The sequence below is a fragment of the Vibrio sp. SCSIO 43153 genome, assembly GCF_023716625.1.
Taxonomy (GTDB): domain Bacteria; phylum Pseudomonadota; class Gammaproteobacteria; order Enterobacterales; family Vibrionaceae; genus Vibrio; species Vibrio rotiferianus.
In genome coordinates, this window is record NZ_CP071855.1 from 3,284,119 (window position 1) to 3,309,378 (window position 25,260).

Sequence of the window (25,260 nt, forward strand, 5' to 3'; positions counted from 1 at the left end):
ATTCGGAAAGCTGTTTTCAGTTCTTAACACATTCAATGTTCTTACATTGAGTCCATCAAAACCCCTTGGGTGTTGTATGGTTAAGCCTCACGGGCAATTAGTACAGGTTAGCTCAACGCCTCACAACGCTTACACACCCTGCCTATCAACGTTCTAGTCTCGAACAACCCTTTAGGATACTTAAAGTATCAGGGAAGACTCATCTCAGGGCTCGCTTCCCGCTTAGATGCTTTCAGCGGTTATCGATTCCGAACTTAGCTACCGGGCAATGCGTCTGGCGACACAACCCGAACACCAGAGGTTCGTCCACTCCGGTCCTCTCGTACTAGGAGCAGCCCCCTTCAATCTTCCAACGCCCACGGCAGATAGGGACCGAACTGTCTCACGACGTTCTAAACCCAGCTCGCGTACCACTTTAAATGGCGAACAGCCATACCCTTGGGACCGACTTCAGCCCCAGGATGTGATGAGCCGACATCGAGGTGCCAAACACCGCCGTCGATATGAACTCTTGGGCGGTATCAGCCTGTTATCCCCGGAGTACCTTTTATCCGTTGAGCGATGGCCCTTCCATTCAGAACCACCGGATCACTATGACCTGCTTTCGCACCTGCTCGAATTGTCATTCTCGCAGTCAAGCGGGCTTATGCCATTGCACTAACCTCACGATGTCCAACCGTGATTAGCCCACCTTCGTGCTCCTCCGTTACGCTTTGGGAGGAGACCGCCCCAGTCAAACTACCCACCAGGCACTGTCCGTAACCCCGATAAGGGGTCGACGTTAGAACATCAACACTACAAGGGTGGTATTTCAAGGACGGCTCCACCAACACTGGCGTGCTGGTTTCAAAGCCTCCCACCTATCCTACACATGTAGGGTCAATGTTCAGTGCCAAGCTGTAGTAAAGGTTCACGGGGTCTTTCCGTCTAGCCGCGGGTACACTGCATCTTCACAGCGATTTCAATTTCACTGAGTCTCGGGTGGAGACAGCGTGGCCATCATTACGCCATTCGTGCAGGTCGGAACTTACCCGACAAGGAATTTCGCTACCTTAGGACCGTTATAGTTACGGCCGCCGTTTACCGGGGCTTCGATCAAGAGCTTCGACCGAAGTCTAACCCCATCAATTAACCTTCCGGCACCGGGCAGGCGTCACACCGTATACGTCATCTTACGATTTTGCACAGTGCTGTGTTTTTAATAAACAGTTGCAGCCACCTGGTATCTGCGACTCTCAATAGCTCCATCCGCAAGGGACTTCACCGTCGAGAGCGTACCTTCTCCCGAAGTTACGGTACCATTTTGCCTAGTTCCTTCACCCGAGTTCTCTCAAGCGCCTTGGTATTCTCTACCCGACCACCTGTGTCGGTTTGGGGTACGATTCCTTACAATCTGAAGCTTAGAGGCTTTTCCTGGAAGCATGGCATCAATGACTTCACTACCGTAGTAGCTCGACGTCGTGTCTCAGCCTTAAGAAGAGCCGGATTTACCTAACTCTTCAGCCTACGCACTTGAACCTGGACAACCGTCGCCAGGCCCACCTAGCCTTCTCCGTCCCCCCATCGCAATTGTAAGAAGTACGGGAATATTAACCCGTTTCCCATCGACTACGCCTTTCGGCCTCGCCTTAGGGGTCGACTTACCCTGCCCCGATTAACGTTGGACAGGAACCCTTGGTCTTCCGGCGAGGAGGTTTTTCACCCCCTTTATCGTTACTCATGTCAGCATTCGCACTTCTGATACCTCCAGCATGCTTTACAACACACCTTCAACGGCTTACAGAACGCTCCCCTACCCAATGAAGTAAACTTCATTGCCGCAGCTTCGGTTTATAGCTTAGCCCCGTTACATCTTCCGCGCAGGCCGACTCGACTAGTGAGCTATTACGCTTTCTTTAAATGATGGCTGCTTCTAAGCCAACATCCTAGCTGTCTAAGCCTTCCCACATCGTTTCCCACTTAGCTATAATTTGGGACCTTAGCTGGCGGTCTGGGTTGTTTCCCTCTCCACGACGGACGTTAGCACCCGCCGTGTGTCTCCCGGATAGTACTTACTGGTATTCGGAGTTTGCAAAGGGTTGGTAAGTCGGGATGACCCCCTAGCCTTAACAGTGCTCTACCCCCAGTAGTATTCGTCCGAGGCGCTACCTAAATAGCTTTCGGGGAGAACCAGCTATCTCCAGGTTTGATTGGCCTTTCACCCCTAGCCACAAGTCATCCGCTAATTTTTCAACATTAGTCGGTTCGGTCCTCCAGTTGATGTTACTCAACCTTCAACCTGCCCATGGCTAGATCACCTGGTTTCGGGTCTATATCCAGAGACTGAACGCCCAGTTAAGACTCGGTTTCCCTACGGCTCCCCTAGATGGTTAACCTTGCCACTGAATATAAGTCGCTGACCCATTATACAAAAGGTACGCAGTCACACCACGAAGGTGCTCCTACTGCTTGTACGTACACGGTTTCAGGTTCTATTTCACTCCCCTCACAGGGGTTCTTTTCGCCTTTCCCTCACGGTACTGGTTCACTATCGGTCAGTCAGTAGTATTTAGCCTTGGAGGATGGTCCCCCCATATTCAGACAGGATATCACGTGTCCCGCCCTACTCGATTTCACTGAATGTGCGTTGTCAACTACGGGGCTATCACCCTGTATCGCCGGACTTTCCAGACCGTTCGTCTAACGCATATAAAGCTTAAGGGCTAGTCCAATTTCGCTCGCCGCTACTTTCGGAATCTCGGTTGATTTCTTTTCCTCGGGGTACTTAGATGTTTCAGTTCCCCCGGTTCGCCTCGCTGCGCTATGTATTCACGCAGCGATACTTACTTATGTAAGTGGGTTTCCCCATTCGGAAATCCCAGACTCAAATGGTTTTTACTACCTAATCTGGGCTTATCGCAAGTTAATACGTCCTTCATCGCCTCTGACTGCCAAGGCATCCACCGTGTACGCTTAGTCACTTAACCATACAACCCGAAGGAGTTTCGAGTTGATGAACAAGTCACCAAAGTTGTCTGCAATTTTTATACATGATGCAGACTCGATTTTGCCGGACTCAAATTCCAAGAACACTTGAATGTGTTGTATTGGTGTTTGTCTTAAAGACAAACATTGAGAACTTTACAATCAACAATAACTTGTTGATTTGTCAGCTTTCCAAATTGTTAAAGAGCTAGATTTCTTAATGAAACCATTTTTAAAAGCACTCATTGAATGCGCTTAAAGATGGTGGAGCTATGCGGGATCGAACCGCAGACCTCCTGCGTGCAAGGCAGGCGCTCTCCCAGCTGAGCTATAGCCCCATCAAGGTGTCGATACTGCATACCAACTTCAAAGGAAATTGGTGGGTCTGAGTGGACTCGAACCACCGACCTCTCGCTTATCAGGCGAACGCTCTAACCACCTGAGCTACAGACCCAGTATCGTCTCTTTTACTTTATAAACCGTATCAATCTGTGTGGACACTCATCGTGAGTAATCATCGTATAAGGAGGTGATCCAGCGCCAGGTTCCCCTAGCGCTACCTTGTTACGACTTCACCCCAGTCATGAACCACAAAGTGGTAAGCGTCCTCCCGAAGGTTAAACTACCTACTTCTTTTGCAGCCCACTCCCATGGTGTGACGGGCGGTGTGTACAAGGCCCGGGAACGTATTCACCGTGGCATTCTGATCCACGATTACTAGCGATTCCGACTTCACGGAGTCGAGTTGCAGACTCCGATCCGGACTACGACGCACTTTTTGGGATTCGCTCACTCTCGCAAGTTGGCTGCCCTCTGTATGCGCCATTGTAGCACGTGTGTAGCCCTACTCGTAAGGGCCATGATGACTTGACGTCGTCCCCACCTTCCTCCGGTTTATCACCGGCAGTCTCCCTGGAGTTCCCGACATTACTCGCTGGCAAACAAGGATAAGGGTTGCGCTCGTTGCGGGACTTAACCCAACATTTCACAACACGAGCTGACGACAGCCATGCAGCACCTGTCTCAGAGTTCCCGAAGGCACCAATCCATCTCTGGAAAGTTCTCTGGATGTCAAGAGTAGGTAAGGTTCTTCGCGTTGCATCGAATTAAACCACATGCTCCACCGCTTGTGCGGGCCCCCGTCAATTCATTTGAGTTTTAATCTTGCGACCGTACTCCCCAGGCGGTCTACTTAACGCGTTAGCTCCGAAAGCCACGGCTCAAGGCCACAACCTCCAAGTAGACATCGTTTACGGCGTGGACTACCAGGGTATCTAATCCTGTTTGCTCCCCACGCTTTCGCATCTGAGTGTCAGTATCTGTCCAGGGGGCCGCCTTCGCCACCGGTATTCCTTCAGATCTCTACGCATTTCACCGCTACACCTGAAATTCTACCCCCCTCTACAGTACTCTAGTCTGCCAGTTTCAAATGCAATTCCGAGGTTGAGCCCCGGGCTTTCACATCTGACTTAACAAACCACCTGCATGCGCTTTACGCCCAGTAATTCCGATTAACGCTCGCACCCTCCGTATTACCGCGGCTGCTGGCACGGAGTTAGCCGGTGCTTCTTCTGTCGCTAACGTCAAATAATGCAGCTATTAACTACACTACCTTCCTCACGACTGAAAGTGCTTTACAACCCGAAGGCCTTCTTCACACACGCGGCATGGCTGCATCAGGCTTGCGCCCATTGTGCAATATTCCCCACTGCTGCCTCCCGTAGGAGTCTGGACCGTGTCTCAGTTCCAGTGTGGCTGATCATCCTCTCAGACCAGCTAGGGATCGTCGCCTTGGTGAGCCATTACCTCACCAACTAGCTAATCCCACCTAGGCATATCCTGACGCGAGAGGCCCGAAGGTCCCCCTCTTTGGCCCGTAGGCATTATGCGGTATTAGCCATCGTTTCCAATGGTTATCCCCCACATCAGGGCAATTTCCTAGGCATTACTCACCCGTCCGCCGCTCGACGCCGTTATCGTTCCCCGAAGGTTCAGATAACTCGTTTCCGCTCGACTTGCATGTGTTAGGCCTGCCGCCAGCGTTCAATCTGAGCCATGATCAAACTCTTCAATTTAAGATTTTGTTCGGCTCAATGAATACTGAACATTACATAAGTAATGTTTGAATTGACTGTGCTGAATCTTTCGATTCAATGGTCACTTCGTATCATTGAAACCTAATTTGATACCGCTTTCCGTTAAGAAAGAAATATCTAATTGGATTATCATCAACGAGTGCCCACACAGATTGATAGGTCTATATTTTTAAAGAGCTTGCTTATCGAGAAGTTTTTCTCTCAAAGCGGAGGTGCATTCTAACGAGATAATTGAGAGTGTCAAACACTTTTTTCAATTTATTTTCTCAGAAGCTTTTCACCTCTCCGACCCTGCTGAAGCCTTATCGCGTCTGCCGTGTCGGTGGATGCGCATTATAGGGAACTCAGATCCGTTCGCAACCCTTTTTTGAAAAAAAATGGAAAAAACTGACTGTTCGATGACTATTTCATCAAAAAAGCAAAAAAGAGGGTAAAAAACCCTCTTTTTCTGCCTCAAAAGCCGTATTTAAATGAACGCGTACGCGTCTGCGAACATACGTTCACTCTTAGCTTTCTTGTTCTGAGTGAACTGTTCACGCGCTGCGCCAGCCATTTCGAAGCGACCTGCAATATAGATATCGTAGTTTTCTAAGCTTTCGAAATCTTCACTCACCGCTTGTAGCACGTTACCAACTTTACCTTGCCAATCGGTAGGTGCTTCTTCTACTACTGGAATAAAGTGAACGTTGGCAAACTTTTCAGCGATCTCGACCAACTCTTCTTTAGCGTAAAGTTGGCAGTTATCACGCGCACCCCAGTATAAATAGATAGGGTTGGTTTTGTTCTGTGCAACACAGTGATCCAGAATCGAACGCACGTAACTAAAGCCAGTACCACCAGCAATCAATAATAGTGGGCGTTCGCTTTCTTCTTGAACCCAAGCATCACCATGTGGGGCATCAATCTCGATATGACCATTTGTTTCTAATGCCGCTTGCATTGCTTCAACAACTTCTAGTGCATAAGCGTTGTGTTCCGCCGCACCGATGTGCAGTTCAAGTTCACCTTCATGACGACAAGGACTGCTTGCAATAGAGAAAGGACGCTTGTCTTTTTCACCCATCACAACCATTAGGTACTGACCTGCTTTAAAAGGTACAGGTGATTCTGGGTGTAGAAGGATTTGATAAGTATTACAAGCTAACGGCTGAATAGACTTTACTTTACATTGGATGGTCATGGTGTTCCTCTCGCTTACTCATCAAAAGTAAGCACTAAATTACTTTCTGTATAGGCTTGGCAAGGGAATATCCAACCTTGCTGTTGCTCTTTTTCGGTTAGCATCGGTTCGAGGTGGTAACTCACCTCACCCGTCAGCTTTTTACACATACACATGGCGCAAGCGCCAACTTGGCAACGGTGGGGGAAGCGAATATTATTGTTGAGCGCGGCTTCCAACACCGTCTCCCCTTCTTTTACTTGGAACGTAACGTCCATCGGTAGAAGGTGGACTTGATGACTCATAGAATACCTAACTGGTTCCAAATCTCATCGACTTTAGCCACAAGTTTAGGATCTTTTTTGATAGGTGTTCCCCACTCGCGCGTGACTTCGGATTCGAACTTGTTGGTCGCATCAAATCCTAATTTGGATGAACTATCAGTCTTACCATGCACTTGAATAGTGTCTCTATCTGGATCCATTCGGGTTGTTACAGCCCAGATGATGTCATTCCAATCTCGTGCATTAACGTCATCGTCGCACAAGATAATGAATTTGTTATCCGTGTACTGAGCAAAGAAGCCCCACAGGTATTCCATCAAGGCTTGCGATTGACCAGCTTGGTCTTTCTTCATGGTCACAACAGCGAACTGGTTATTTGCTGTTGCTGGTAGATAGATATCGACAATCTCAGGGCGTTGCTGTTTTAGCGTATCTAGATCAGACTGGGTAATCACTTTATTGTCACGTTCGTTGACCTTGATGCGTGTCGCCAGTTCAGCATCCCATTTAATGGTCGCATCTAAACCCATCTTGGAGCCAAGACCAACCACAGGCGAAGCAAAGTCAAGTGAGTCGATTGGCGTGTTGTCTATCATCAAGGTGTCACGTACAGGATCCATATGCTCTGACATGGCTTTCACGACATCATTCCAATCTCGCGCGTTTACCGATTCATCGCACACAATAACAAACTTGGTGTACATGAATTGACGTAAGAAAGACCATACGCCCATCATTACGCGCTTGGCATGTCCTGGGTACTGCTTCTTCATAGTGACGACCGCCATTCGGTACGAACAACCTTCTGGCGGTAGGTAGAAGTCCTCAATCTCTGGAAACTGCTTTTGCAGAATCGGCACAAAGACTTCGTTTAATGCCACACCCAATACAGCTGGTTCATCTGGCGGACGGCCTGTGTAGGTACTGTGGTAGATTGGGTCTTTACGCATGGTAATGTGCGTAATGGTGAACACGTGGTGTTTTTCTTTTTCGTTGTAGTAGCCAGTGTGGTCGCCATAAGGACCTTCATCGGCAAACTCGTTCGGGTCGATATAGCCTTCCATCACGATTTCAGCGCTCGCTGGCACTTCCACATCATTACTGACTGACTTCACGACTTCCGTTTTGCTGCCACGTAGCAAACCTGCAAATGCGTATTCCGATAGCGTATCTGGCACTGGCGTTACTGCACCAAGAATGGTTGCGGGGTCTGCACCAAACGCGACTGAAACAGGGAAAGGTTTACCTGGATTGGTTTCCATCCAATCACGCAGGTCAAGCGCACCACCACGATGAGCCAACCAACGCATGATGATTTTGTTCTTGGCAATTTTCTGCTGGCGATAAATACCTAGGTTCTGACGTTTCTTGTTTGGACCCTTGGTCACGGTTAAGCCCCACGTAAGCAGTGGCGCAACGTCTTCCGCCCAGCAACTCATCACCGGGATTTTATCCAAATCGACTTCATCACCTTGCCACACAATCTCTTGGCATGGCGCTTTACGTAGGCGCTTGGCTGGCATGTTCAATACTTGCTTGAACACTGGCAATTTTTCCAATGCGTCTTTGAAGCCTTTTGGTGGCTCAGGTTCTTTCAAATAAGCCAGCAGCTTACCGACTTCTCTCAATTCTTTAACGTCTTCACGTCCCATACCAATCGCGACACGCTCTGGCGTACCAAATAGGTTCGTCAAAACAGGTACGTCGTAGCCAATTGGATTCTCAAACAACAGCGCAGGGCCACCAGCACGCAAGGTACGGTCGCTGATCTCTGTCATTTCGTAAGCGGGGTCGACGGGGTGAGTGATGCGTTTAAGTCGACCTTTCTGTTCTAGGTGGTCGATAAATTCGCGTAAATCCTTAAAACTCATAGGCCTTCATGCTGGCTGATTAAACTGTCCGCAGTATATCAAATAGGAGGACGCTAAGATCCTCCTATTTTGTGTGGGTATGTGAACTCGATAGCGACAAGAATCGTTACTTAAAGAACAATGGCTTCAACAACGGTTATTCCAAGAATTCTGCAATCTGTCGTGTTTTTACTTGGCGATTATTTGAAACAAGCTCTTCCAACCACGAGTGGTGCCCTTGCTTTGCGAGTTCTCTTGCAACCAAAGTGGCTTCTTCGGAAAGTGCCATCTTGGCCACTAAGAATTGTTTTACGTCATGAGAGAGTGGATTGGATCTGGTGAGCAGCTCAATAGCATAAGGTTTTAAGGTTGGATTGGCAGTGGAATTCATCAATTGTTGCAATGAAAATTCGTCACCAACCTCGGCAAGCCTTGCCAGCTCGGTTTGGCTATTATAGTCCGCACGCATTCGCCACAGCAGATCATACATTGCCTCACTTTGACTGACTTGTGCCAAACGCACGACCACCGCTGTTGATGGCAGCCAACTAGTCACATTAGCATGAGTTAATTGTTTAATCAGGGCTTCAAGTGCATCCGGCGATAAGCTGTCCAGCTCACGAATTAGTAACGCTTCTCTGGTTTGTACATGTTGCGAAGTGCCTGTTAACCAATCTTTTAGATTAAGTTCTTGGCGCTCTGCCGCTAACACAAACTCCAACGTACTTTGGTCTTGTTTCCAACGTTTAATCAGACGACTAGCAATAGAAGGAAAGTTAAAAGCAGGTACGGTGAATTCGTAACCGTCGCCGCGCTCTAGTACTTGGTAAGTTGGAGTAATACTAATCTGAGATTCGACAAAAATCGCCATTCTTGGCGTGAGGATGATTTCTTGTTGTTCAAACTTTTCGAGCAAAAGAAAGCGGACGACTTCTTGTTGAGGGAAAGCAAGTCGGTCTAGGGCAAATTTAAGCGAGTCAACCTCGTCTCTGACGGCATAATCAAGCAGTTCAGATACTTTGGTCTGTATTTGGGTATCCTGAAGCCACTGCTCTACCACAGTTTCCTGCATTTCCTTGGCAGATAACGTTGCTGGTAGCGTAATAAGTGACAAGCTCAGGAGTAATGACGACAACATTCCTTGTTGCATGTTAACCTCCCGATAACATTTCCTTCATTCTGCTGCTTATCTCGGGAGAAAGCAATAAAAAAGCCACCGATATACGGTGGCCCTTCGCAGAATTGCTTATCTGAGACTATTGACGACGCATCGCATCGAAGAACTCGTCGTTGGTCTTCGTCATCGCTAGTTTGTCGATGAGGAACTCCATTGCGTCGATTTCGCCCATTGGGTGAACAATCTTACGCAGAATCCACATCTTCTGAAGTTCTTCGTTCTTAGTTAGAAGCTCTTCACGACGTGTGCCGCTGCGGTTGAAGTCAATCGCAGGGAATACGCGTTTCTCTGCAATCTTACGGTTCAAGTGGATTTCCATGTTACCTGTACCCTTGAACTCTTCGTAGATAACTTCGTCCATCTTAGAGCCAGTATCAACAAGAGCAGTAGCAAGGATAGTTAGGCTGCCGCCTTCTTCTACGTTACGTGCTGCACCGAAGAAACGCTTAGGACGATGTAGTGCGTTTGCATCCACACCACCAGTTAGTACTTTACCTGATGAAGGTACTACGGTGTTGTATGCACGAGCTAGACGAGTGATAGAGTCAAGCAGGATAACTACGTCTTTCTTGTGTTCAACAAGACGTTTTGCTTTCTCAATTACCATTTCCGCGACTTGTACGTGGCGAGAAGCTGGCTCATCGAACGTTGACGCAACCACTTCACCTTTAACTAGGCGCTGCATCTCGGTTACTTCTTCTGGACGTTCATCGATTAGAAGTACCATCAACTCACACTCAGGGTGGTTGTATGCGATGCTTTGAGCGATGTTTTGCAGAAGCATTGTCTTACCCGCTTTAGGCGGAGCAACAATCAAACCACGTTGACCTTTACCGATTGGCGATGCCAAATCTAGTACACGTGCCGTGATATCTTCTGTTGAACCATTACCGCGCTCCATAACCATACGCTCATTAGCGTGTAGAGGCGTTAAGTTCTCAAATAGGATCTTGTTACGAGCGTTATCTGGTTTGTCGTCGTTAACCGTGTTGACTTTAAGAAGAGCAAAGTAGCGCTCACCGTCTTTTGGTGGACGAATTTTACCAGCGATTGAATCACCAGTACGTAGGTTGAAACGACGAATCTGACTTGGCGAAACGTAGATATCATCAGGGCCAGCAAGGTATGAGCTGTCTGCGCTACGTAGGAAACCAAAGCCGTCTTGCAGAATCTCCAGAACCCCATCGCCAAAGATGTCTTCGCCGCCTTTCGCGTGCGCTTTAAGAATAGCGAAGATGATGTCTTGTTTTCTTAGACGAGCTAGGTTCTCAAGACCTAGGCTTTCGCCAAGCTTTACAAGGTCAGACACAGGTCTGTTCTTCAGTTCAGTAAGATTCATGGTGGTGGATGCTTGTTTAGTCAAAATAAGATCTATTTTCTAGTTAAGATGGATTTGGTCTCAGGATCGACCAAGAAGAGAAATTTGTTCAATTAACGCGCGATAAGTTAGCACTAATTAATATTCTAGTCCAGAGTTAGAAAAACAAAACCGTGCATTATCACTTTGCACGGTTTTGTTCTGAATCACTTGGTGATTATAGGTTTGCGTCCAAAAACTCTTTTAGCTGAGTCTTAGACAGTGCACCAACTTTCGTTGCCGCCACGTTACCGTCTTTAAATAACAGTAGCGTTGGAATGCCGCGAATACCAAACTTAGGTGGTGTACCTGCGTTATGGTCAATATTTAGTTTACCGATAGTGAGTTTGCCTTCGTACTCTTCTGCAATTTCGTCCAGAATTGGAGCAATCATCTTACAAGGACCACACCATTCTGCCCAGAAATCAACAAGAACCGGGCCTGCAGCGTTGATTACATCGTTTTCAAAACCGTCATCAGTAAGCTGCAAAATCTTATCACTCATCTTCCACTCCAATGTGTTTTTTGAAACTGGTTGGATGATAACCAGTAATTAGATGCCCTATTGGAATGTATTTACTTTCGTATTGCAAGCTTTAGCTGATATTCTATAGCCATGAAAAAGACGCATATCACAGAGCAAAAGTTCGCCGATTTGGGATTAAATCCACAAATTACTGAAGGTTTGGAGAAAAAAGGGTTCGAATTTTGTACCCCAATTCAAGCCTTGGCGTTGCCGGTACTGCTCACCGGCCAAGACATTGCAGGCCAGGCCCAAACGGGTACTGGTAAGACGCTTGCGTTTCTTACTGCTACCTTTAACCACCTATTGACTACACCTGAGCATGAAGGTCGTAAGCCAACTCAACCGCGTGCTATCATTATGGCACCAACCCGTGAGCTAGCGATTCAGATCTTTAATGATGCGGAACCTTTGATTGCGAGTACAGGTCTTAAAGCTGCCTTAGCTTACGGTGGCGAAAGCTACGATAAGCAACTATCGAAGCTTCAAGACGGTGTAGATATCCTGATTGGTACGACTGGTCGTATTATCGATTTCTACAAACAGCGCGTATTCAACCTAAACAACATTCAAGCGGTTGTACTCGATGAAGCCGACCGTATGTTTGACCTTGGCTTTATTAAAGACATTCGTTTCTTGTTCCGCCGTATGCCAGAACCAAAAGAGCGTTTGAACATGCTGTTCTCAGCGACGCTTTCTTACCGCGTTCAAGAGCTGGCATTCGAACACATGCACAACCCAGAGCACGTTGTGGTTGAGCCAGAACAAAAAACCGGTCATCGCATCCAAGAAGAGCTTTTCTACCCTTCGAACGAAGACAAAATGGCACTGCTTCAAACCCTGATTGAAGAAGAATGGCCAGATCGCGCGATCGTTTTTGCCAACACTAAGCACAAGTGTGAATCGATTTGGGGTCACCTAGCAGCAGATGGCCACCGTGTTGGTCTACTGACTGGCGATGTACCGCAGAAGAAGCGTGAAAAGATTCTTGAGCAATTCACTCGCGGTGAAGTTGACCTATTAGTAGCAACTGACGTTGCAGCACGTGGTCTACACATCCCTCAAGTAACACACGTATTTAACTTCGACCTGCCTGATGACTGTGAAGATTACGTTCACCGTATCGGTCGTACGGGCCGTGCCGGAGCAAGTGGTCACTCTATCAGCTTCGCTTGTGAAGATTACGCAATCAACTTGCCACCAATCGAAGAATACATTGAGCACGCAATCCCAGTTTCTGATTACGACGCTTCGGCTCTAATCCAAGATCTGCCTGCACCACTTCGTATGCGCGCGCCTCGTACTCAACAACGTCGCACCAATACAGGTGGCACTCGCTCTGGTAACCGCAAGCCACAAGGACGTCGTCCTCGTCAACCGCGTCAATCAGCGCCAAAACAATCATAAAAGGAAACTGAAGTCGTTTATGAGTCAAGCAGGATCATCACCGCTATACGCCGCCATCGACCTCGGGTCGAACAGTTTTCACATGCTCGTTGTGCGTCACATCGATGGCAGCGTTCAAACTATGGCTAAAATTAAGCGCAAAGTTCGTCTAGCCGCGGGCTTAGATGAACATAACTCTCTTAGTATGGAAGCTATGCAGCGAGGATGGGACTGCTTAAGTCTATTTGCAGAACGCTTGCAGGATATTCCTAAACAGAACATCCGTATTGTCGGTACCGCGACTTTGCGTACCGCAACCAATGTAGATATTTTCCTAGAGAAGGCGAACCAAATTTTAGGTCAACCTATCGAAGTCATCACAGGTGAAGAAGAAGCCGCCACTATATATAAAGGCGTTGCTCACACTTCGGGAGGCAGTGGTCGCCGCCTTGTGGTCGATATTGGCGGTGCAAGTACCGAGCTGATTATCGGTGAGGGCTTCGAAGCGAAAGCGCTAACTAGCCTTAAGATGGGTTGTGTAACATGGTTGGAAAGCTTCTTTAAAGACCGCCAGTTGAACGCACGCAACTTCGAGTCTGCCATTGAAGGCGCAAAACAAACCTTAAAGCCAATCTTAGAGCAGTACACCGACCTAGGTTGGGATGTGTGTGTGGGTGCTTCAGGTACAGTTCAAGCACTGCAAGAAATAATGCTAGCGCAAGGTATGGACGAAGTAATCACTCACTCCAAACTTAAGCGTCTACAAAAGCAGGCAATGCTTGCTGACCACTTGGAAGAGCTTGATATTGAAGGTCTGACCCTAGAGCGTGCTCTGGTATTTCCAAGTGGCTTATCTATTTTAATTGCAATCTTTGAGCTACTAGAAATTGATGCCATGACACTAGCTGGCGGCGCTCTGCGTGAAGGGCTAGTGTATGAGATGGTTGATGAGCTTCGTCAAAACGACATCCGTGCACGTACCATTTGCAGCGTACAAAGCCGTTACCAATTGGATTGCCAGTACGGTGAGCAAGTGGCAAACCTCGCTAATAATCTGCTTGAGCAAGTTGGCGGTGAAGCTTGGGTTGCAGAACCTCAAGGTAAAGTCCTGCTGGAAACAACAGCTAAGCTGCACGAAATCGGTCTGACTATCGACTTCAAAAAAGGTGGAGAGCACAGCGCTTACCTGCTACAGCATTTAGATTTGCCTGGTTATACGCGCGCGCAAAAGTTCTTTATTGGTGAAATTGCTCGCCGCTACCGCGAACAGCTCACCTCCCTGCCTGAGCAGCATGCACTTTCAGGTAACAGTGCGAAACGTGTATTACGTCTATTGCGTTTGGCTGTTTTACTTAGTCATCGTCGTAATCCAGACCTAGTACCAAACGTCACTCTAAAAGCAGAAGGCGACAAGCTAACGCTCAGCATTGAAGCCAAATGGTTAGATGCAAATCCGCTGACGGCCGCTGAGTTGGAAATTGAATCCAACCGTCAAACAGACATCGGTTGGCCGTTAAGTATTGTGACTTGTTAAATCTCACGATAACTTATTGCTTAGTTAAAGGTCCCTATTGGGGCCTTTTTTTATTGCTCATTTTTACCTTTGTACAGCTTAGAGAGCTTTTGGACACCCATGATCTAATTACTCCCCACGCTGTACAAAACGCTCTAAACCCAAGTAAACAGGCACAAAAAAGCCGCTTGATTTGAGCAAGCGGCTTTCGGGGTTCCCACTGATATTAAGACTGAACGCTTGTCGTCACCTTAAAGTCAGGGTTCACCGCAGTCAGTTTCTTAATTAGGTAATTCAGTAGTACACCATACATAGGAACGAACAGACCAAGACTGATAATCAGTTTGAAGCCGTAATCCACCAGCGCGATTTCCGTCCAATGCTCCGCCATAAATGGATCTGGGCTTTGGTAGAAGGCAATGGCGAAGAAAGCGATGGTATCAAGTGCATTACCGAAAAGCGTTGAACACGTTGGTGCCACCCACCACTGTTTCATTTGGCGTAGGCGGTTGAACACGTGTACATCCATGATCTGACCAAGTAGGTACGCCATGAAGCTAGCAATCGCTATACGAGCAACAAATAAGTTGAATTCACCTAAGTGGCCAAAACCTTGGAACTGACCTTCGAAGAACACCACCGATAGGAAGTAAGAGACAGCCAGAGCGGGCAACATCACTAAGAAGATGATCTTTCGTGCCATTTTCGCACCGAAAATACGCACGGTTAAATCCGTTGCTAGAAAGATAAATGGAAAGGTAAATGCGCCCCAAGTGGTATGGAAACCGAAGATAGTAAACGGTAGCTGAACTAGGTAATTGCTAGATGCAATAATGACTAGATGGAATAGAACCAGATAGATAAGGGCGTTGCGCTGCTGCGCAGGGGTAAAGTTACTCATGCGATACCTTTTTAGTTTGGTTTGGGGGTGAGGGAACCCAAATCGAGTCACTGAATAGAGTGGCTCTTACCAACAATGTAAAATGAAAAATAAACTGGCTTGGCTCATTCCGAGCGAAGCGGTGGGCGATTATACATTAACCACTTTTTGCCGCAAGTCGTCTGTTTTACGCAAACGTTTGAGCATAAAAAAGGGTGTTTCATGTGAAACACCCTTTCAAGAAAAATTCTATTTTTAGAAGCCGCGCTGGAACAATCCTGCAAGATAATCCAACTCTTCCCTGCTCTCTTCAATCGCTAAAGCTTCAAACCAAATCGCTTCGCTGTAATGCTCTGCTTTCATAAACAATCGGCAACCTTCAAAGTCAATCAGCCAAGAGTGAATGTCTGCATCCCATTGCTTTTCCACCACAGTAGCAGAAAGCAGTCCGACTAAACGCTCACCTAAGGCAGGAAAGCTATCAAGGTCAAAGCTCGGCGCGGTAATGATTAAGCGCCCTTCTTGTGCCATGTAGTCCGCTAAGCCAAATTCCTTTTGCATCTTGGTTCCTTATCCGTGGTGAGTAATGTGTTCTTGAATCAAATCAAGGAATGGGTCGGCGTACTTCTCTAGTTTGCGCTGACCAACACCGCTAACTGCCAGCATTTCGCCGTAAGACGTTGGCAGAATTTCCGCCATATCAATCAGAGTCGCGTCACTGAAGACCACGTATGGTGGCAAACCATCTTCATCAGCAATCGACTTACGCAGCTTACGTAACTTAGCAAACAGCTTTTTGTCGTAGTTCTTGCTGGTCAGTTTGTCCGACTTCGCCGCACGTGCTGCGGTGTCTAAACGTGGAACCGCTAACTCCAGAGTCACATCGCCACGCAGCAGCGGACGCGCCTCTTCGGTAAGTTGCAACGTTGAGTTACGCGTGATGTTTTGGAACAGCAGCCCTTTGTGGATTAACTGACGGAAGATACTCACCCAGTAATCGTGGCTGTGATCGCGCCCTATCGCGTAGGTAGAAATCTTATCGTGCCCGTTTTCACGTACACGAATATTTTGCATACCACGTAGCACCTCTACCACGTAGCCCATACCAAAGCTCTGATTAACACGGTACACACAAGACAACGCCTTACGTGCTTCTTCCGTGGCATCAAAGTGTTTCGGTGGATCTAAGCAAATATCGCAGTTGCCACATGGCTTCTCGCGATACTCACCAAAGTAATTCAGTAGCACCTGACGACGACAAGTCTGCGCCTCAGCAAAGGCACTCATCGCATTCAGTTTGTGGGTTTCCACCTGCTTCTGTGGACCATCGTCTTTCTCATCCAACATACGGCGCAGCCAACTGATGTCTGCTGGGTCATACAACATCATCGCTTCGGCAGGCAAACCATCACGCCCTGCACGACCGGTTTCCTGATAGTAGGATTCAATGTTGCGCGGGATATCAAAGTGAACCACAAAGCGCACGTTTGGTTTGTTGATGCCCATACCGAATGCCACAGTCGCCACTACGATTTGGATGTCATCACGTTGGAAAGCTTCTTGAACGTAAGCGCGCTCATCAGCATCCATACCTGCGTGATAACCAGCAGCACGAATGTGGTTGTTACACAACTTCTCGGTCACCATCTCAACTTTCTTACGGCTACCACAATAGATGATGCCGCAGTTACCCTTTTGGGTTTCAAGATAACGAACGATTTGCGAAACCGGCTTGTGCTTCTCAACTAAGTTGTAGCGAATGTTAGGACGGTCGAAGCTGCCTAGATAAACCTCTGGATTATTCAGTTGCAGGCGCTCAAGAATATCTCGACGCGTAGCGTCATCCGCCGTCGCCGTCAGCGCCATAAATGGCACATGGGAAAACTGCTGCTTGAGTTGCCCAAGCGCGGCGTATTCGGGACGGAAATCGTGTCCCCACTGGGAAATACAGTGCGCTTCATCGACGGCAATCATCGATAGCGGCAGATTTTCCAAGCGCTCAATGAAGTCACGCATCAATACGCGTTCTGGCGAGACGTACACCAACTTAAGATGCCCAGTGTGCATGCGGTTATACACGCTGAGCAGCTCCTCACGAGGCATGGTCGAGTTAATGCACTCAGCCGCTACACCGTTGGCTTTAAGCTGGTCCACTTGGTCCTTCATCAGCGAGATAAGCGGAGAGATCACCAAAGTAATGCCAGAGCGAACCAAAGCAGGAATTTGATAACACAGCGACTTACCGCCACCAGTAGGCAGGATAACTAAGCTGTCGCGACCTTCTACCGCGGCATCAATTACCAACTGCTGACCATCACGGAACTCTTGGTAACCAAACACATCCTCCAACACACGTTGAGGCGTTACAGGCGAGTCTGATTGTTCGGCTAACAAGGTAGAGGTCATGAAAAATCTCAGATTGGGTCTTAAAAAGAGGTGCTTATGCATGCCACTAGCACGCAAAGTGAGGGCACATTGTAATGGGGTTTCATGGCGAATAAAACCGCAAATTGTTAGGTGATTCAGCTCACGACTCGTATACTGATTTTCTGCTCTATAAAAACTCAATTAGGTGACATCCCATGACACCAGAAGAACAACAACGCTCACGGCAAGGCGTCTTGCTTGCTATTGGCGCGTACACCATGTGGGGCATCGCACCCATTTACTTCAAATCGATTGCTGAAGTCTCGCCACTAGAGATCTTAAGCCACCGAGTGATTTGGTCTTTCTTTTTGCTAGCCGCACTTCTCCATTTTGGTCGCCATTGGCGCTCGGTTCGCGACATCATTAAAAACAAAACCAAGATGATGTTTCTGGTTTCTACTGCCATTTTGGTCGGTGCAAACTGGTTGATCTTCATTTGGGCGGTGAACTCGAATCACATGCTCGATGCCAGCTTAGGTTATTACATTAACCCACTGATCAACGTCTTACTCGGGATGGTCTTCCTTGGCGAGCGTCTACGTAAGCTTCAGTGGTTCGCGGTTGTCCTTGCTGCTTGTGGCGTATTAGTTCAGCTGATCGTCTTTGGCTCGGTGCCTGTGGTCGCTATAGCGCTGGCAATGAGTTTCGGCTTTTATGGCTTGCTACGTAAGAAAGTCAGTGTGGAAGCACAAACCGGACTGTTTATTGAAACCTTGGTGATGTTACCTGCTGCAGCAATTTACTTGCTGTTTATTGCGAGTTCACCGACGTCCAACATGCTAGATAACCCAATGCAGCTGAATACCTTGTTGATTGCTGCAGGCGTGATCACTACCCTGCCGCTACTGTGTTTTACTGGCGCAGCAACCCGTCTAAAGCTATCGACGTTGGGCTTCTTCCAATACATTGGTCCAAGTCTGATGTTCTTGCTTGCGGTGCTGATCTACGGCGAACCGTTCACTAGCGATAAAGCCATCACCTTCGCCTTTATTTGGGGCGCCTTGGTGGTATTTAGCTTTGATGGTCTGCGTAATAACCGCAAGTCACGCAAAGCAGCTCGTGCTGCCTGATCGTTTTTTACAAGACATTTAAGAAATTGATGGATAAGCTTGGTCATAATGTGACCAAGCTTTTTTTATTTAATGGAACATATTCAGTACTACGCAACCGACCATGACAACTTGAGTCTGATAGAGGCGAAATACCAGAAATTTGCTTTTCAAAGGCATTACCATCTGGATTTTCATCTCGGTCTGATCACGCATGGCGCGCAGAAGTTCCAATACCAAGGTAACAGCCACCAAGTTGGTCACGGGCAAATTGTGATTATGCCGCCAGATGAGCTACACGACGGGCAATCTAAGCTCGAAAGTGGCTACGAAGTGAATGTATTTGCGATCGAACCTCACCTATTGAGCGATCTGGCTGATCTTAAGCAAAACGGTCAAATAATACACTTCAACGAGCTGATCATCTCGGATCCACAGATATTTTCACAACTTAGTAACTTACACGGGCTACTTCGTCGTGAAAACCTCAGCCAACTCACCAAAGATTGCCTTCCTTTTGAAGGATTTAACCAACTTTTTGATCGCTACGGATCGCTTGAGCGACAAAAAGTGGTGCCGTTAGGAAATCAATCACTTGGAACGTTAAAAGATTATCTAATGGCGAACCTTGACCAAGCGGTGCGTTTGGATTCGCTATCAGAGCTGTGCCAACTGAGCCCAACTCAGTTCCAGCGCCACTTTAAAGCGCAAACTGGCATGACGCCTTACGCATGGTTCGCACGCCTACGACTCGAACAAGGCATGAAGTTACTGCAAGCTGGTCAATGTGGTACCGACGTCGCCCATCAAATCGGTTTCTACGATCAAGCGCATTTCAGCAAAGCGTTTAAGCAAACCTACGGCGTTTCCCCTTCTCAAGTGACTCGTTAATTTCATTTACCGAGAAAGCTGTCAGTTTTTTACAAGCGCCACAGGTGACTTGCCACGACAATAGCCACATTGGTTATATTTGAGATGTGTTATGAATGAATCCACCATATTGCTGACGCTCGCCAGCATTCACTTTATTGCCCTAATGAGTCCCGGTCCCGACTTTGCGCTGGTTGTACAAAACGCGACGCGTCATGGTCGTCAAACTGGCTTGTACATTGCGTTGGGATTGTCTGTCGGTATTTTGCTGCACTCTTTGTTCAGCCTGACAGGCGTAAGTTATATCGTCCACCAGCACCCAGTGTTGTACTCCGTGGTGCAACTGCTCGGTGGTAGTTACCTGCTCTATTTAGGTATTGGTGCATTACGCGCCGTGATCTCAATGATCAAAAATCCAATGGCGGATCAACCTAAGAAGCAAAACAACCTAGTGATCAGCAATAAGCGTCAGGCATTTGCTAAAGGATTTGCGACCAACATTCTTAACCCGAAAGCCTTGGTGTTCTTTATCAGTTTGATGTCGAGCTTAGTCCCTGCAGGTATGTCGATCACTGGCAAAGGTATTGCTTTGGTCATCCTGTTTGGCTTGTCGCTATTCTGGTTCTCTAGCCTTGCATGGATGCTGTCGACGCAGCGCTTACAACGCAAATTGCAACAAGCAGGCATCTACATCGACGGTCTGTGTGGCGTGGTATTTACTCTCGTGGGTGGCAGTATTTTGTACCAAACCATCAGCACTTTTATCGGATAAAGTACTGATTTAAAAGCGTAGCACAATCGACATTTCTAAGATTGCTGACTCGACGTGACTCTTCATGACTGCCAAGCTGAAAGCACCAAACTGGCAACATGGAGAGTCATCATGCATTGGACGTTCAACCGACTCGTGACCACGGGTCTTTTTCTTACTTCCCCACTCGTCTTATCTACCTCAGCCTTTGCTAACCAAGCAGCAGATGCGGTTGCACCGGAGCACAGTACTGGCTTCGAGCAAAAGCAATTGGTCAAAGCCAAAGATTATATGGTCACCGCAGCCAACCCACTTGCCACCCAAGCTGGGGCGGATGTTCTTGCACAAGGTGGTAATGCTATTGATGCCATGGTTGCCGTACAACTGATGCTGGGCTTGGTAGAACCGCAATCTTCAGGCATTGGTGGCGGTGCCTTCTTAGTGTATTGGGACAGTGAGAAACAAAAACTGACTACGTATGATGGACGCGAAACCGCACCGCTCGCCGCAACGCCGAAACTCTTCCTAGATGACAAAGGACAACCACTGCAATTTTACGATGCGGTTGTCGGTGGGCGTTCCGTTGCCACTCCTGGTACAGTGAAACTGCTGTGGGACACGCACCAGAAATACGGCAAGTTGGAATGGAAAAAGATCATCCAACCTGTGATTACCTTGGCTGAACAAGGTTTCGAAGTCAGTCCTCGCCTCGCGAGCCTGATTGAGAAAGATGCCAAGCGCCTATCACGCTTCCCTGCGACTAAGGCTTACTTCTTTAATCCAGATGGTTCACCAAAAGCCGAAGGCACGTTGTTGAAGAACCCTGAATACGCGCAAACTCTGACGGCAATTGCAGAACAGGGGGCAAAAGCTTTCTATCAAGGCGATATCGCCACAGACATCATCAAGACAGTACAGAATGCACCGGGCAATCCTGGCGTATTGGCACAACCTGACTTTGATGCGTTCCAAATCAAGCAACGTGAACCGGTTTGTGCGGCTTACCAAAGCTATGACATCTGCGGCATGGGACCACCTAGCTCTGGCGCACTGACGGTTGGGCAGATTCTTGCGATCACCGAGCAATACGATCTGAAAGGATGGGGAGCCGAAAGCGCGAAATCATGGCAAGTGATCGCCGATGCATCGCGCCTTGCGTTTGCGGATCGCGGTAAATACATGGCTGACCAAGATTATGTGCCAATGCCAACCGAAGGCTTGCTTGATAAAGATTATCTCAAGCAACGTGCTGAGCTCATTCAAGTCGGTAAAGCGTTGAGTAAGGTTGAAGCCGGCAATCCTCCTTGGTCGCACGCGATGAACTTAAGCATGGACCAATCAATCGAGCTGCCTTCCACCAGCCATTTCAATATCGTCGATAAGCAAGGCAATGTAGTTTCAATGACAACAACCATTGAAAACGCTTTTGGCTCACGCTTGATGGTGCGCGGCTTCTTGCTCAACAACGAACTGACCGATTTCTCTTTCCGCACTCATCAAGATGGTGTGCCAATCGCGAACCGCTTAGAACCGGGCAAACGCCCACGTTCATCCATGGCACCAACCATTATGATGAAGGATGACAAACCTTACATGGCAATTGGCTCACCGGGTGGCAGCCGCATCATTGGTTACGTCGCACAAGCCATTATCGCCCACACGCAGTGGGATATGGACATCCAAAGTGCGATTAATCAGCCACGATTACTGAACCGTTTTGGTACCTTAGATATTGAGCAAGGTACCGCTGCAGAAGGCTTACAGCCTGAGTTGGAAAAGATGGGTTTTAAAACTGATGTTCGTGATTTGAACTCTGGACTGCATGCGATACGTATAACAAAAGACGGTCTTGAGGGCGCAGCCGATCCAAGGCGTGAAGGTGCCGCTATCGGGCAGTAAGAGTCTTTCGCTCGACCCCTTGTGCGAGATCTCTCACAAAGGGTTGAGCAAACCTCTCTTTTTTAATGGTAAAACCGTACAACAAAGAACATAAGTCATTGAATTTAATATTTATGTATCTTTTTTGAACGCAAATAAAGTGAAAAAATGTGAGATTAGCCCGTTGTTGGAAATCGTTAAACACGTAATATTAAACCTGTCGGAAGGATGCTGACACGGAACAGGAAACACCACGGACTTGGTGAACTTCAGGAAGAAGAAACGGTTATTCAGGATGAATAGTCGGGCATGGATTGCAAAATTGGACATTGAACGGAATCAATAGTGACTAGGATGGTTACTACTAAGGACGGGAAATGGACACCTCTGGACGAGGCAAGGATTTGAACATCAGGATGATGTCAGGGACACCGCTCAGGGAACAAGTGATGAGAGCTAACGAGGATGGTTAGCAGACCAGGATAAGGTCATTAAGGACACCGCTAGGAAGGCGACGTAAGGATTAAGCTGACGGATTCAGCACACTATCATGGATTAGATGCATGGAGCACTCTTAGTAGCCGGATTGCTGCGAGTAAGACTATAACCCCGATGGGCGCAAGCCCTCGGGGTTTTTCTTTGCCTAAAATTTTTCTCAGCAGCTCTGCTGAAAACAGACATTCACCAACAACACCTGACTTTCCCTTCAAACAGCATCGTTAAATCGCGCTTTCGCACTCCATTTATCATTCCATTTTTTACTGCATTAGCGACACAAAAACAGCACAAACAAAAAGAGCCGCCGAAGCAGCTCTTAAGTTGATGGTTTTGTTGAAGCCTTACAGCTTCTCTAGTCGGGCGTAAGCAGTCACCAACCATTTGATGCCCTCACCATTAAAGGCAATCTGTACGCGGCTCTGTGGACCACTGCCTTCGAAGTTGATGATGGTGCCTTCACCAAACTTAGGATGCATCACACGAGAACCTAGCGTAAAGCCAGTTTCATTGAAGCTCTCTTTCACTGCCGTTTGGCTAAATCGACCACTGCTTGCAGGACGGCTAACTTGCGCCTTCATGCGTACTTCGTCTAAACACGTTTCTGGCAGTTCACGGATAAAGCGAGACGGTTTATGGTACTTATCCTGACCGTACAAACGGCGCATTTCAGCATAAGTGATGTACAGTTTCTGCATCGCACGGGTCATGCCTACGTAACACAGACGACGTTCTTCTTCTAAACGCCCTGCTTCTTCTGCCGACATTTGGCTTGGGAACATGCCTTCTTCCACACCAACCATAAACACCAATGGGAACTCTAGACCTTTCGCACTGTGCAATGTCATGAGCTGAACCGCATCTTCAAACTCGTCCGCTTGTCCTTCGCCCGCTTCTAATGCTGCGTGGGTTAGGAATGCCGTCAGCAAGGACATGTCTTCCGCTTCTTCTGGTTTCTCGAATTGGCGAGTTGCGGTCACCAATTCCTCCAAGTTCTCAATACGCGCCTTAGACTTTTCGCCCTTCTCTTGCTCGTACATCGCGAACAAGCCCGAGTACTTGATCACATGGTCAGTCTGGTGATGCAGCGGCATCTCGATGGTGTCGTCTTCTAGTGCCGTAACAAGCTCGATAAAACGGCTCAGAGCACCAGCAGCACGACCAGCAAGCACCTTCTCATCCAACATAGCCACACTCGCTTCCCACATGGTGCAACCACGGTCACGAGCCGCAAAACGAATGGTTTCAAGCGTCTTATCACCCAAACCACGTGTTGGCGTATTCACTACACGTTCAAATGCCGCATCATCATTACGGTTGGCAATCAAACGCATGTAGCTCAAGGCATCTTTGATTTCCTGACGTTCGAAGAATCGCATGCCGCCGTAGATACGGTAAGGCAGACCAGCTTGGATTAATGCTTCTTCCAGAACACGCGACTGGGCGTTGTTGCGATAAAGCATTGCAGCGTCGTTCAGAGCCCCGCCCTTGTCTTGCCACTCTTTGATTTTGTTTACCGCAAAACGGGCTTCATCCAATTCGTTGTAAGCGCTGTAAACCGAGATAGGCTCACCGACAACGCCATCAGTCCAAAGCTCTTTACCCATACGCTCGGTGTTATTCGCGATCAGAGCGTTGGACGCTTCCAGAATGGTCTTGGTTGAACGGTAGTTTTGCTCAAGACGAATGGTATTCACGCTTGGGAATTCCAGCGTAAACTTCTCAATGTTCTCGACTTTTGCACCTCGCCAGCCGTAAATCGACTGGTCGTCATCACCCACGATCATCACGTGACACTCAGGACCCGCCATCATACGTAGCCAAGCGTATTGGATATTGTTGGTATCTTGGAACTCGTCCACCAAGATATGCTTAAAGCGTGCTTGGTAGTGTTCACGGACGAATTTGTTATCGCGCAGTAGCTCATGTGCGCGCAGCAAGATTTCCGCAAAATCGACTAAACCAGCACGATCACACGCTTCTTGGTAAGCGGTGTATAGCTGCAGATATGTCTTGGTCACTGGATCATGGTACGCATCAATGTGCGACGGGCGCAGACCTTCGTCTTTCTTACCGTTAATCCACCATGCCACTTGGCGTGCTGGCCACTGCTTCTCATCGAGGTTTTGCGCTTTGATCAAACGCTTTAGCAAACGCTGTTGGTCGTCACTGTCGATGATTTGGAAATCTTCCGGTAGCTTGGCATCAAGATAGTGCGCGCGCAGAATACGGTGACAAATGCCGTGGAAAGTACCATTCCACATACCGCCTGCACTGCCCATCATTAGCTCTTCGATACGTCCACGCATCTCTGCCGCCGCCTTATTGGTAAAGGTTACCGACATGATTGAGAACGGAGATGATTGCTCGACCGACATCAACCAAGCGATACGGTGAACAAGAACGCGTGTCTTACCACTCCCTGCACCAGCAAGGACGAGCAAGTTTTCTAGAGGTGCTGCAACGGCTTCACGTTGTTTGTCGTTCAAACCGTCGAGTAATAGAGATGGATCCATCATGATGAGAGCTACTGGTTATTTATACATAAAAATAGATTATAACCTAAACAACCTGTTCAGATTAGACAAAAATTCATAAAAA

The 25,260-nt window shown here is 47.8% G+C and carries 16 protein-coding genes, 2 tRNA genes and 2 rRNA genes; 6 read left to right on the plus strand and 14 right to left on the minus strand.

The genetic code is table 11. From position 1 onward, the window contains the following. Nucleotides 1-76: 76 nt before the first annotated feature. The 10 genes from J4N37_RS15660 to trxA form a co-directional block, all read right to left on the minus strand. Nucleotides 77-2,966, minus strand: a 23S ribosomal RNA gene (locus J4N37_RS15660). Nucleotides 2,967-3,226: 260 nt separating this feature from the next. Beyond that, nucleotides 3,227-3,302, minus strand: a tRNA-Ala gene (locus J4N37_RS15665). Nucleotides 3,303-3,341: 39 nt separating this feature from the next. Beyond that, nucleotides 3,342-3,418, minus strand: a tRNA-Ile gene (locus J4N37_RS15670). A gap of 68 nt (nt 3,419-3,486) precedes the next feature. Next, nucleotides 3,487-5,039 (minus strand): 16S ribosomal RNA (locus tag J4N37_RS15675). The 16S and 23S rRNA genes sit together here with 2 tRNA genes alongside, the layout of an rRNA operon. Nucleotides 5,040-5,526: 487 nt before the next feature. Then, the gene (fre, locus tag J4N37_RS15680; protein ID WP_071236528.1) at nt 5,527-6,240 is read right to left on the minus strand and encodes an NAD(P)H-flavin reductase; all 714 of its coding nucleotides are present in this window, start codon (nt 6,238-6,240) and stop codon (nt 5,527-5,529) included. A 14-nt stretch (nt 6,241-6,254) separates the two neighbouring features. Next, the gene (locus J4N37_RS15685) at nt 6,255-6,524 is read right to left on the minus strand and encodes a 2Fe-2S iron-sulfur cluster-binding protein (protein WP_009696789.1); all 270 of its coding nucleotides are present in this window, start codon (nt 6,522-6,524) and stop codon (nt 6,255-6,257) included. Further along, the gene (ubiD, locus tag J4N37_RS15690) at nt 6,521-8,374 is read right to left on the minus strand and encodes a 4-hydroxy-3-polyprenylbenzoate decarboxylase (RefSeq protein ID WP_252041345.1); all 1,854 of its coding nucleotides are present in this window, start codon (nt 8,372-8,374) and stop codon (nt 6,521-6,523) included. Before ubiD ends, J4N37_RS15685 begins: the two co-directional genes overlap by 4 nt. Before the next feature lie 136 nt (nt 8,375-8,510). Further along, nucleotides 8,511-9,503, minus strand: a complete 993-nt coding sequence (locus tag J4N37_RS15695; RefSeq protein ID WP_252041346.1) for a hypothetical protein — start codon at nt 9,501-9,503, stop codon at nt 8,511-8,513. A gap of 106 nt (nt 9,504-9,609) precedes the next feature. After that, complete coding sequence (gene rho / locus J4N37_RS15700) at nt 9,610-10,869, minus strand: transcription termination factor Rho (protein ID WP_005440042.1); 1,260 nt, start codon at nt 10,867-10,869, stop codon at nt 9,610-9,612. A 196-nt stretch (nt 10,870-11,065) separates the two neighbouring features. After that, nucleotides 11,066-11,392 (minus strand): thioredoxin TrxA, encoded by a 327-nt coding sequence (trxA, locus tag J4N37_RS15705; RefSeq protein WP_005458583.1) that lies wholly within the window; start codon nt 11,390-11,392, stop codon nt 11,066-11,068. A gap of 111 nt (nt 11,393-11,503) precedes the next feature. Between trxA and rhlB the strand changes: the two genes are divergently transcribed. Beyond that, the gene (gene rhlB, locus J4N37_RS15710) at nt 11,504-12,817 is read left to right on the plus strand and encodes an ATP-dependent RNA helicase RhlB (protein WP_010444566.1); all 1,314 of its coding nucleotides are present in this window, start codon (nt 11,504-11,506) and stop codon (nt 12,815-12,817) included. Nucleotides 12,818-12,836: 19 nt separating this feature from the next. Beyond that, a complete protein-coding gene (gene gppA, locus J4N37_RS15715) occupies nt 12,837-14,330 on the plus strand; it encodes a guanosine-5'-triphosphate,3'-diphosphate diphosphatase (protein WP_252041347.1) in 1,494 nt (497 codons plus the stop codon). 205 nt (nt 14,331-14,535) lie between these two features. Here the strand turns inward: gppA and J4N37_RS15720 are convergent, their stop codons facing one another. The 3 genes from J4N37_RS15720 to recQ form a co-directional block, all read right to left on the minus strand. Then, nucleotides 14,536-15,210, minus strand: a complete 675-nt coding sequence (locus tag J4N37_RS15720; protein WP_038868584.1) for a 7-cyano-7-deazaguanine/7-aminomethyl-7-deazaguanine transporter — start codon at nt 15,208-15,210, stop codon at nt 14,536-14,538. 234 nt (nt 15,211-15,444) lie between these two features. After that, nucleotides 15,445-15,750, minus strand: a complete 306-nt coding sequence (locus tag J4N37_RS15725) for a DUF3630 family protein (protein ID WP_005378772.1) — start codon at nt 15,748-15,750, stop codon at nt 15,445-15,447. A 9-nt stretch (nt 15,751-15,759) separates the two neighbouring features. Beyond that, a complete protein-coding gene (gene recQ, locus J4N37_RS15730) occupies nt 15,760-17,595 on the minus strand; it encodes an ATP-dependent DNA helicase RecQ (protein ID WP_005451195.1) in 1,836 nt (611 codons plus the stop codon). Between the two features lie 176 nt (nt 17,596-17,771). Here recQ and rarD point away from each other — a divergent pair, with 176 nt between their 5' ends. The 4 genes from rarD to ggt all read left to right on the plus strand — a co-directional run bounded on the left by rarD (nt 17,772) and on the right by ggt (nt 22,185). Next, on the plus strand, nt 17,772-18,686 hold the full coding sequence (rarD, locus tag J4N37_RS15735) for an EamA family transporter RarD (protein ID WP_005440031.1): 915 nt from the start codon (nt 17,772-17,774) through the stop codon (nt 18,684-18,686). 72 nt (nt 18,687-18,758) lie between these two features. Then, nucleotides 18,759-19,556: an AraC family transcriptional regulator gene (locus J4N37_RS15740; protein ID WP_005451239.1), complete on the plus strand. Its 798-nt coding sequence runs from the start codon at nt 18,759-18,761 to the stop codon at nt 19,554-19,556. A gap of 91 nt (nt 19,557-19,647) precedes the next feature. Next, nucleotides 19,648-20,307: a LysE family translocator gene (locus J4N37_RS15745; protein ID WP_009696781.1), complete on the plus strand. Its 660-nt coding sequence runs from the start codon at nt 19,648-19,650 to the stop codon at nt 20,305-20,307. A 111-nt stretch (nt 20,308-20,418) separates the two neighbouring features. Continuing rightward, the gene (gene ggt / locus J4N37_RS15750; RefSeq protein ID WP_252041348.1) at nt 20,419-22,185 is read left to right on the plus strand and encodes a gamma-glutamyltransferase; all 1,767 of its coding nucleotides are present in this window, start codon (nt 20,419-20,421) and stop codon (nt 22,183-22,185) included. An 818-nt stretch (nt 22,186-23,003) separates the two neighbouring features. Here ggt and uvrD read toward each other — a convergent pair. After that, nucleotides 23,004-25,178, minus strand: coding sequence for a DNA helicase II (gene uvrD / locus J4N37_RS15755; RefSeq protein ID WP_017817563.1), 2,175 nt, complete (start codon nt 25,176-25,178; stop codon nt 23,004-23,006). Between the last annotated feature and the right edge of the window lie 82 nt (nt 25,179-25,260).

Coding starts and splice junctions, on each gene's coding strand:
- J4N37_RS15685 (WP_009696789.1), bottom strand. CDS start 6,524: ATGAGTCATCAAGTCCACCTTCTACCGATGGACGTTACGTTCCAAGTA.
- rho (WP_005440042.1), bottom strand. CDS start 10,869: ATGAATCTTACTGAACTGAAGAACAGACCTGTGTCTGACCTTGTAAAG.
- gppA (WP_252041347.1), top strand. CDS start 12,837: ATGAGTCAAGCAGGATCATCACCGCTATACGCCGCCATCGACCTCGGG.
- rhlB (WP_010444566.1), top strand. CDS start 11,504: ATGAAAAAGACGCATATCACAGAGCAAAAGTTCGCCGATTTGGGATTA.
- trxA (WP_005458583.1), bottom strand. CDS start 11,392: ATGAGTGATAAGATTTTGCAGCTTACTGATGACGGTTTTGAAAACGAT.
- recQ (WP_005451195.1), bottom strand. CDS start 17,595: ATGACCTCTACCTTGTTAGCCGAACAATCAGACTCGCCTGTAACGCCT.
- ubiD (WP_252041345.1), bottom strand. CDS start 8,374: ATGAGTTTTAAGGATTTACGCGAATTTATCGACCACCTAGAACAGAAA.
- J4N37_RS15720 (WP_038868584.1), bottom strand. CDS start 15,210: ATGAGTAACTTTACCCCTGCGCAGCAGCGCAACGCCCTTATCTATCTG.
- ggt (WP_252041348.1), top strand. CDS start 20,419: ATGCATTGGACGTTCAACCGACTCGTGACCACGGGTCTTTTTCTTACT.
- J4N37_RS15745 (WP_009696781.1), top strand. CDS start 19,648: ATGAATGAATCCACCATATTGCTGACGCTCGCCAGCATTCACTTTATT.
- fre (WP_071236528.1), bottom strand. CDS start 6,240: ATGACCATCCAATGTAAAGTAAAGTCTATTCAGCCGTTAGCTTGTAAT.
- uvrD (WP_017817563.1), bottom strand. CDS start 25,178: ATGATGGATCCATCTCTATTACTCGACGGTTTGAACGACAAACAACGT.
- J4N37_RS15725 (WP_005378772.1), bottom strand. CDS start 15,750: ATGCAAAAGGAATTTGGCTTAGCGGACTACATGGCACAAGAAGGGCGC.
- J4N37_RS15740 (WP_005451239.1), top strand. CDS start 18,759: ATGGAACATATTCAGTACTACGCAACCGACCATGACAACTTGAGTCTG.
- J4N37_RS15695 (WP_252041346.1), bottom strand. CDS start 9,503: ATGCAACAAGGAATGTTGTCGTCATTACTCCTGAGCTTGTCACTTATT.
- rarD (WP_005440031.1), top strand. CDS start 17,772: ATGACACCAGAAGAACAACAACGCTCACGGCAAGGCGTCTTGCTTGCT.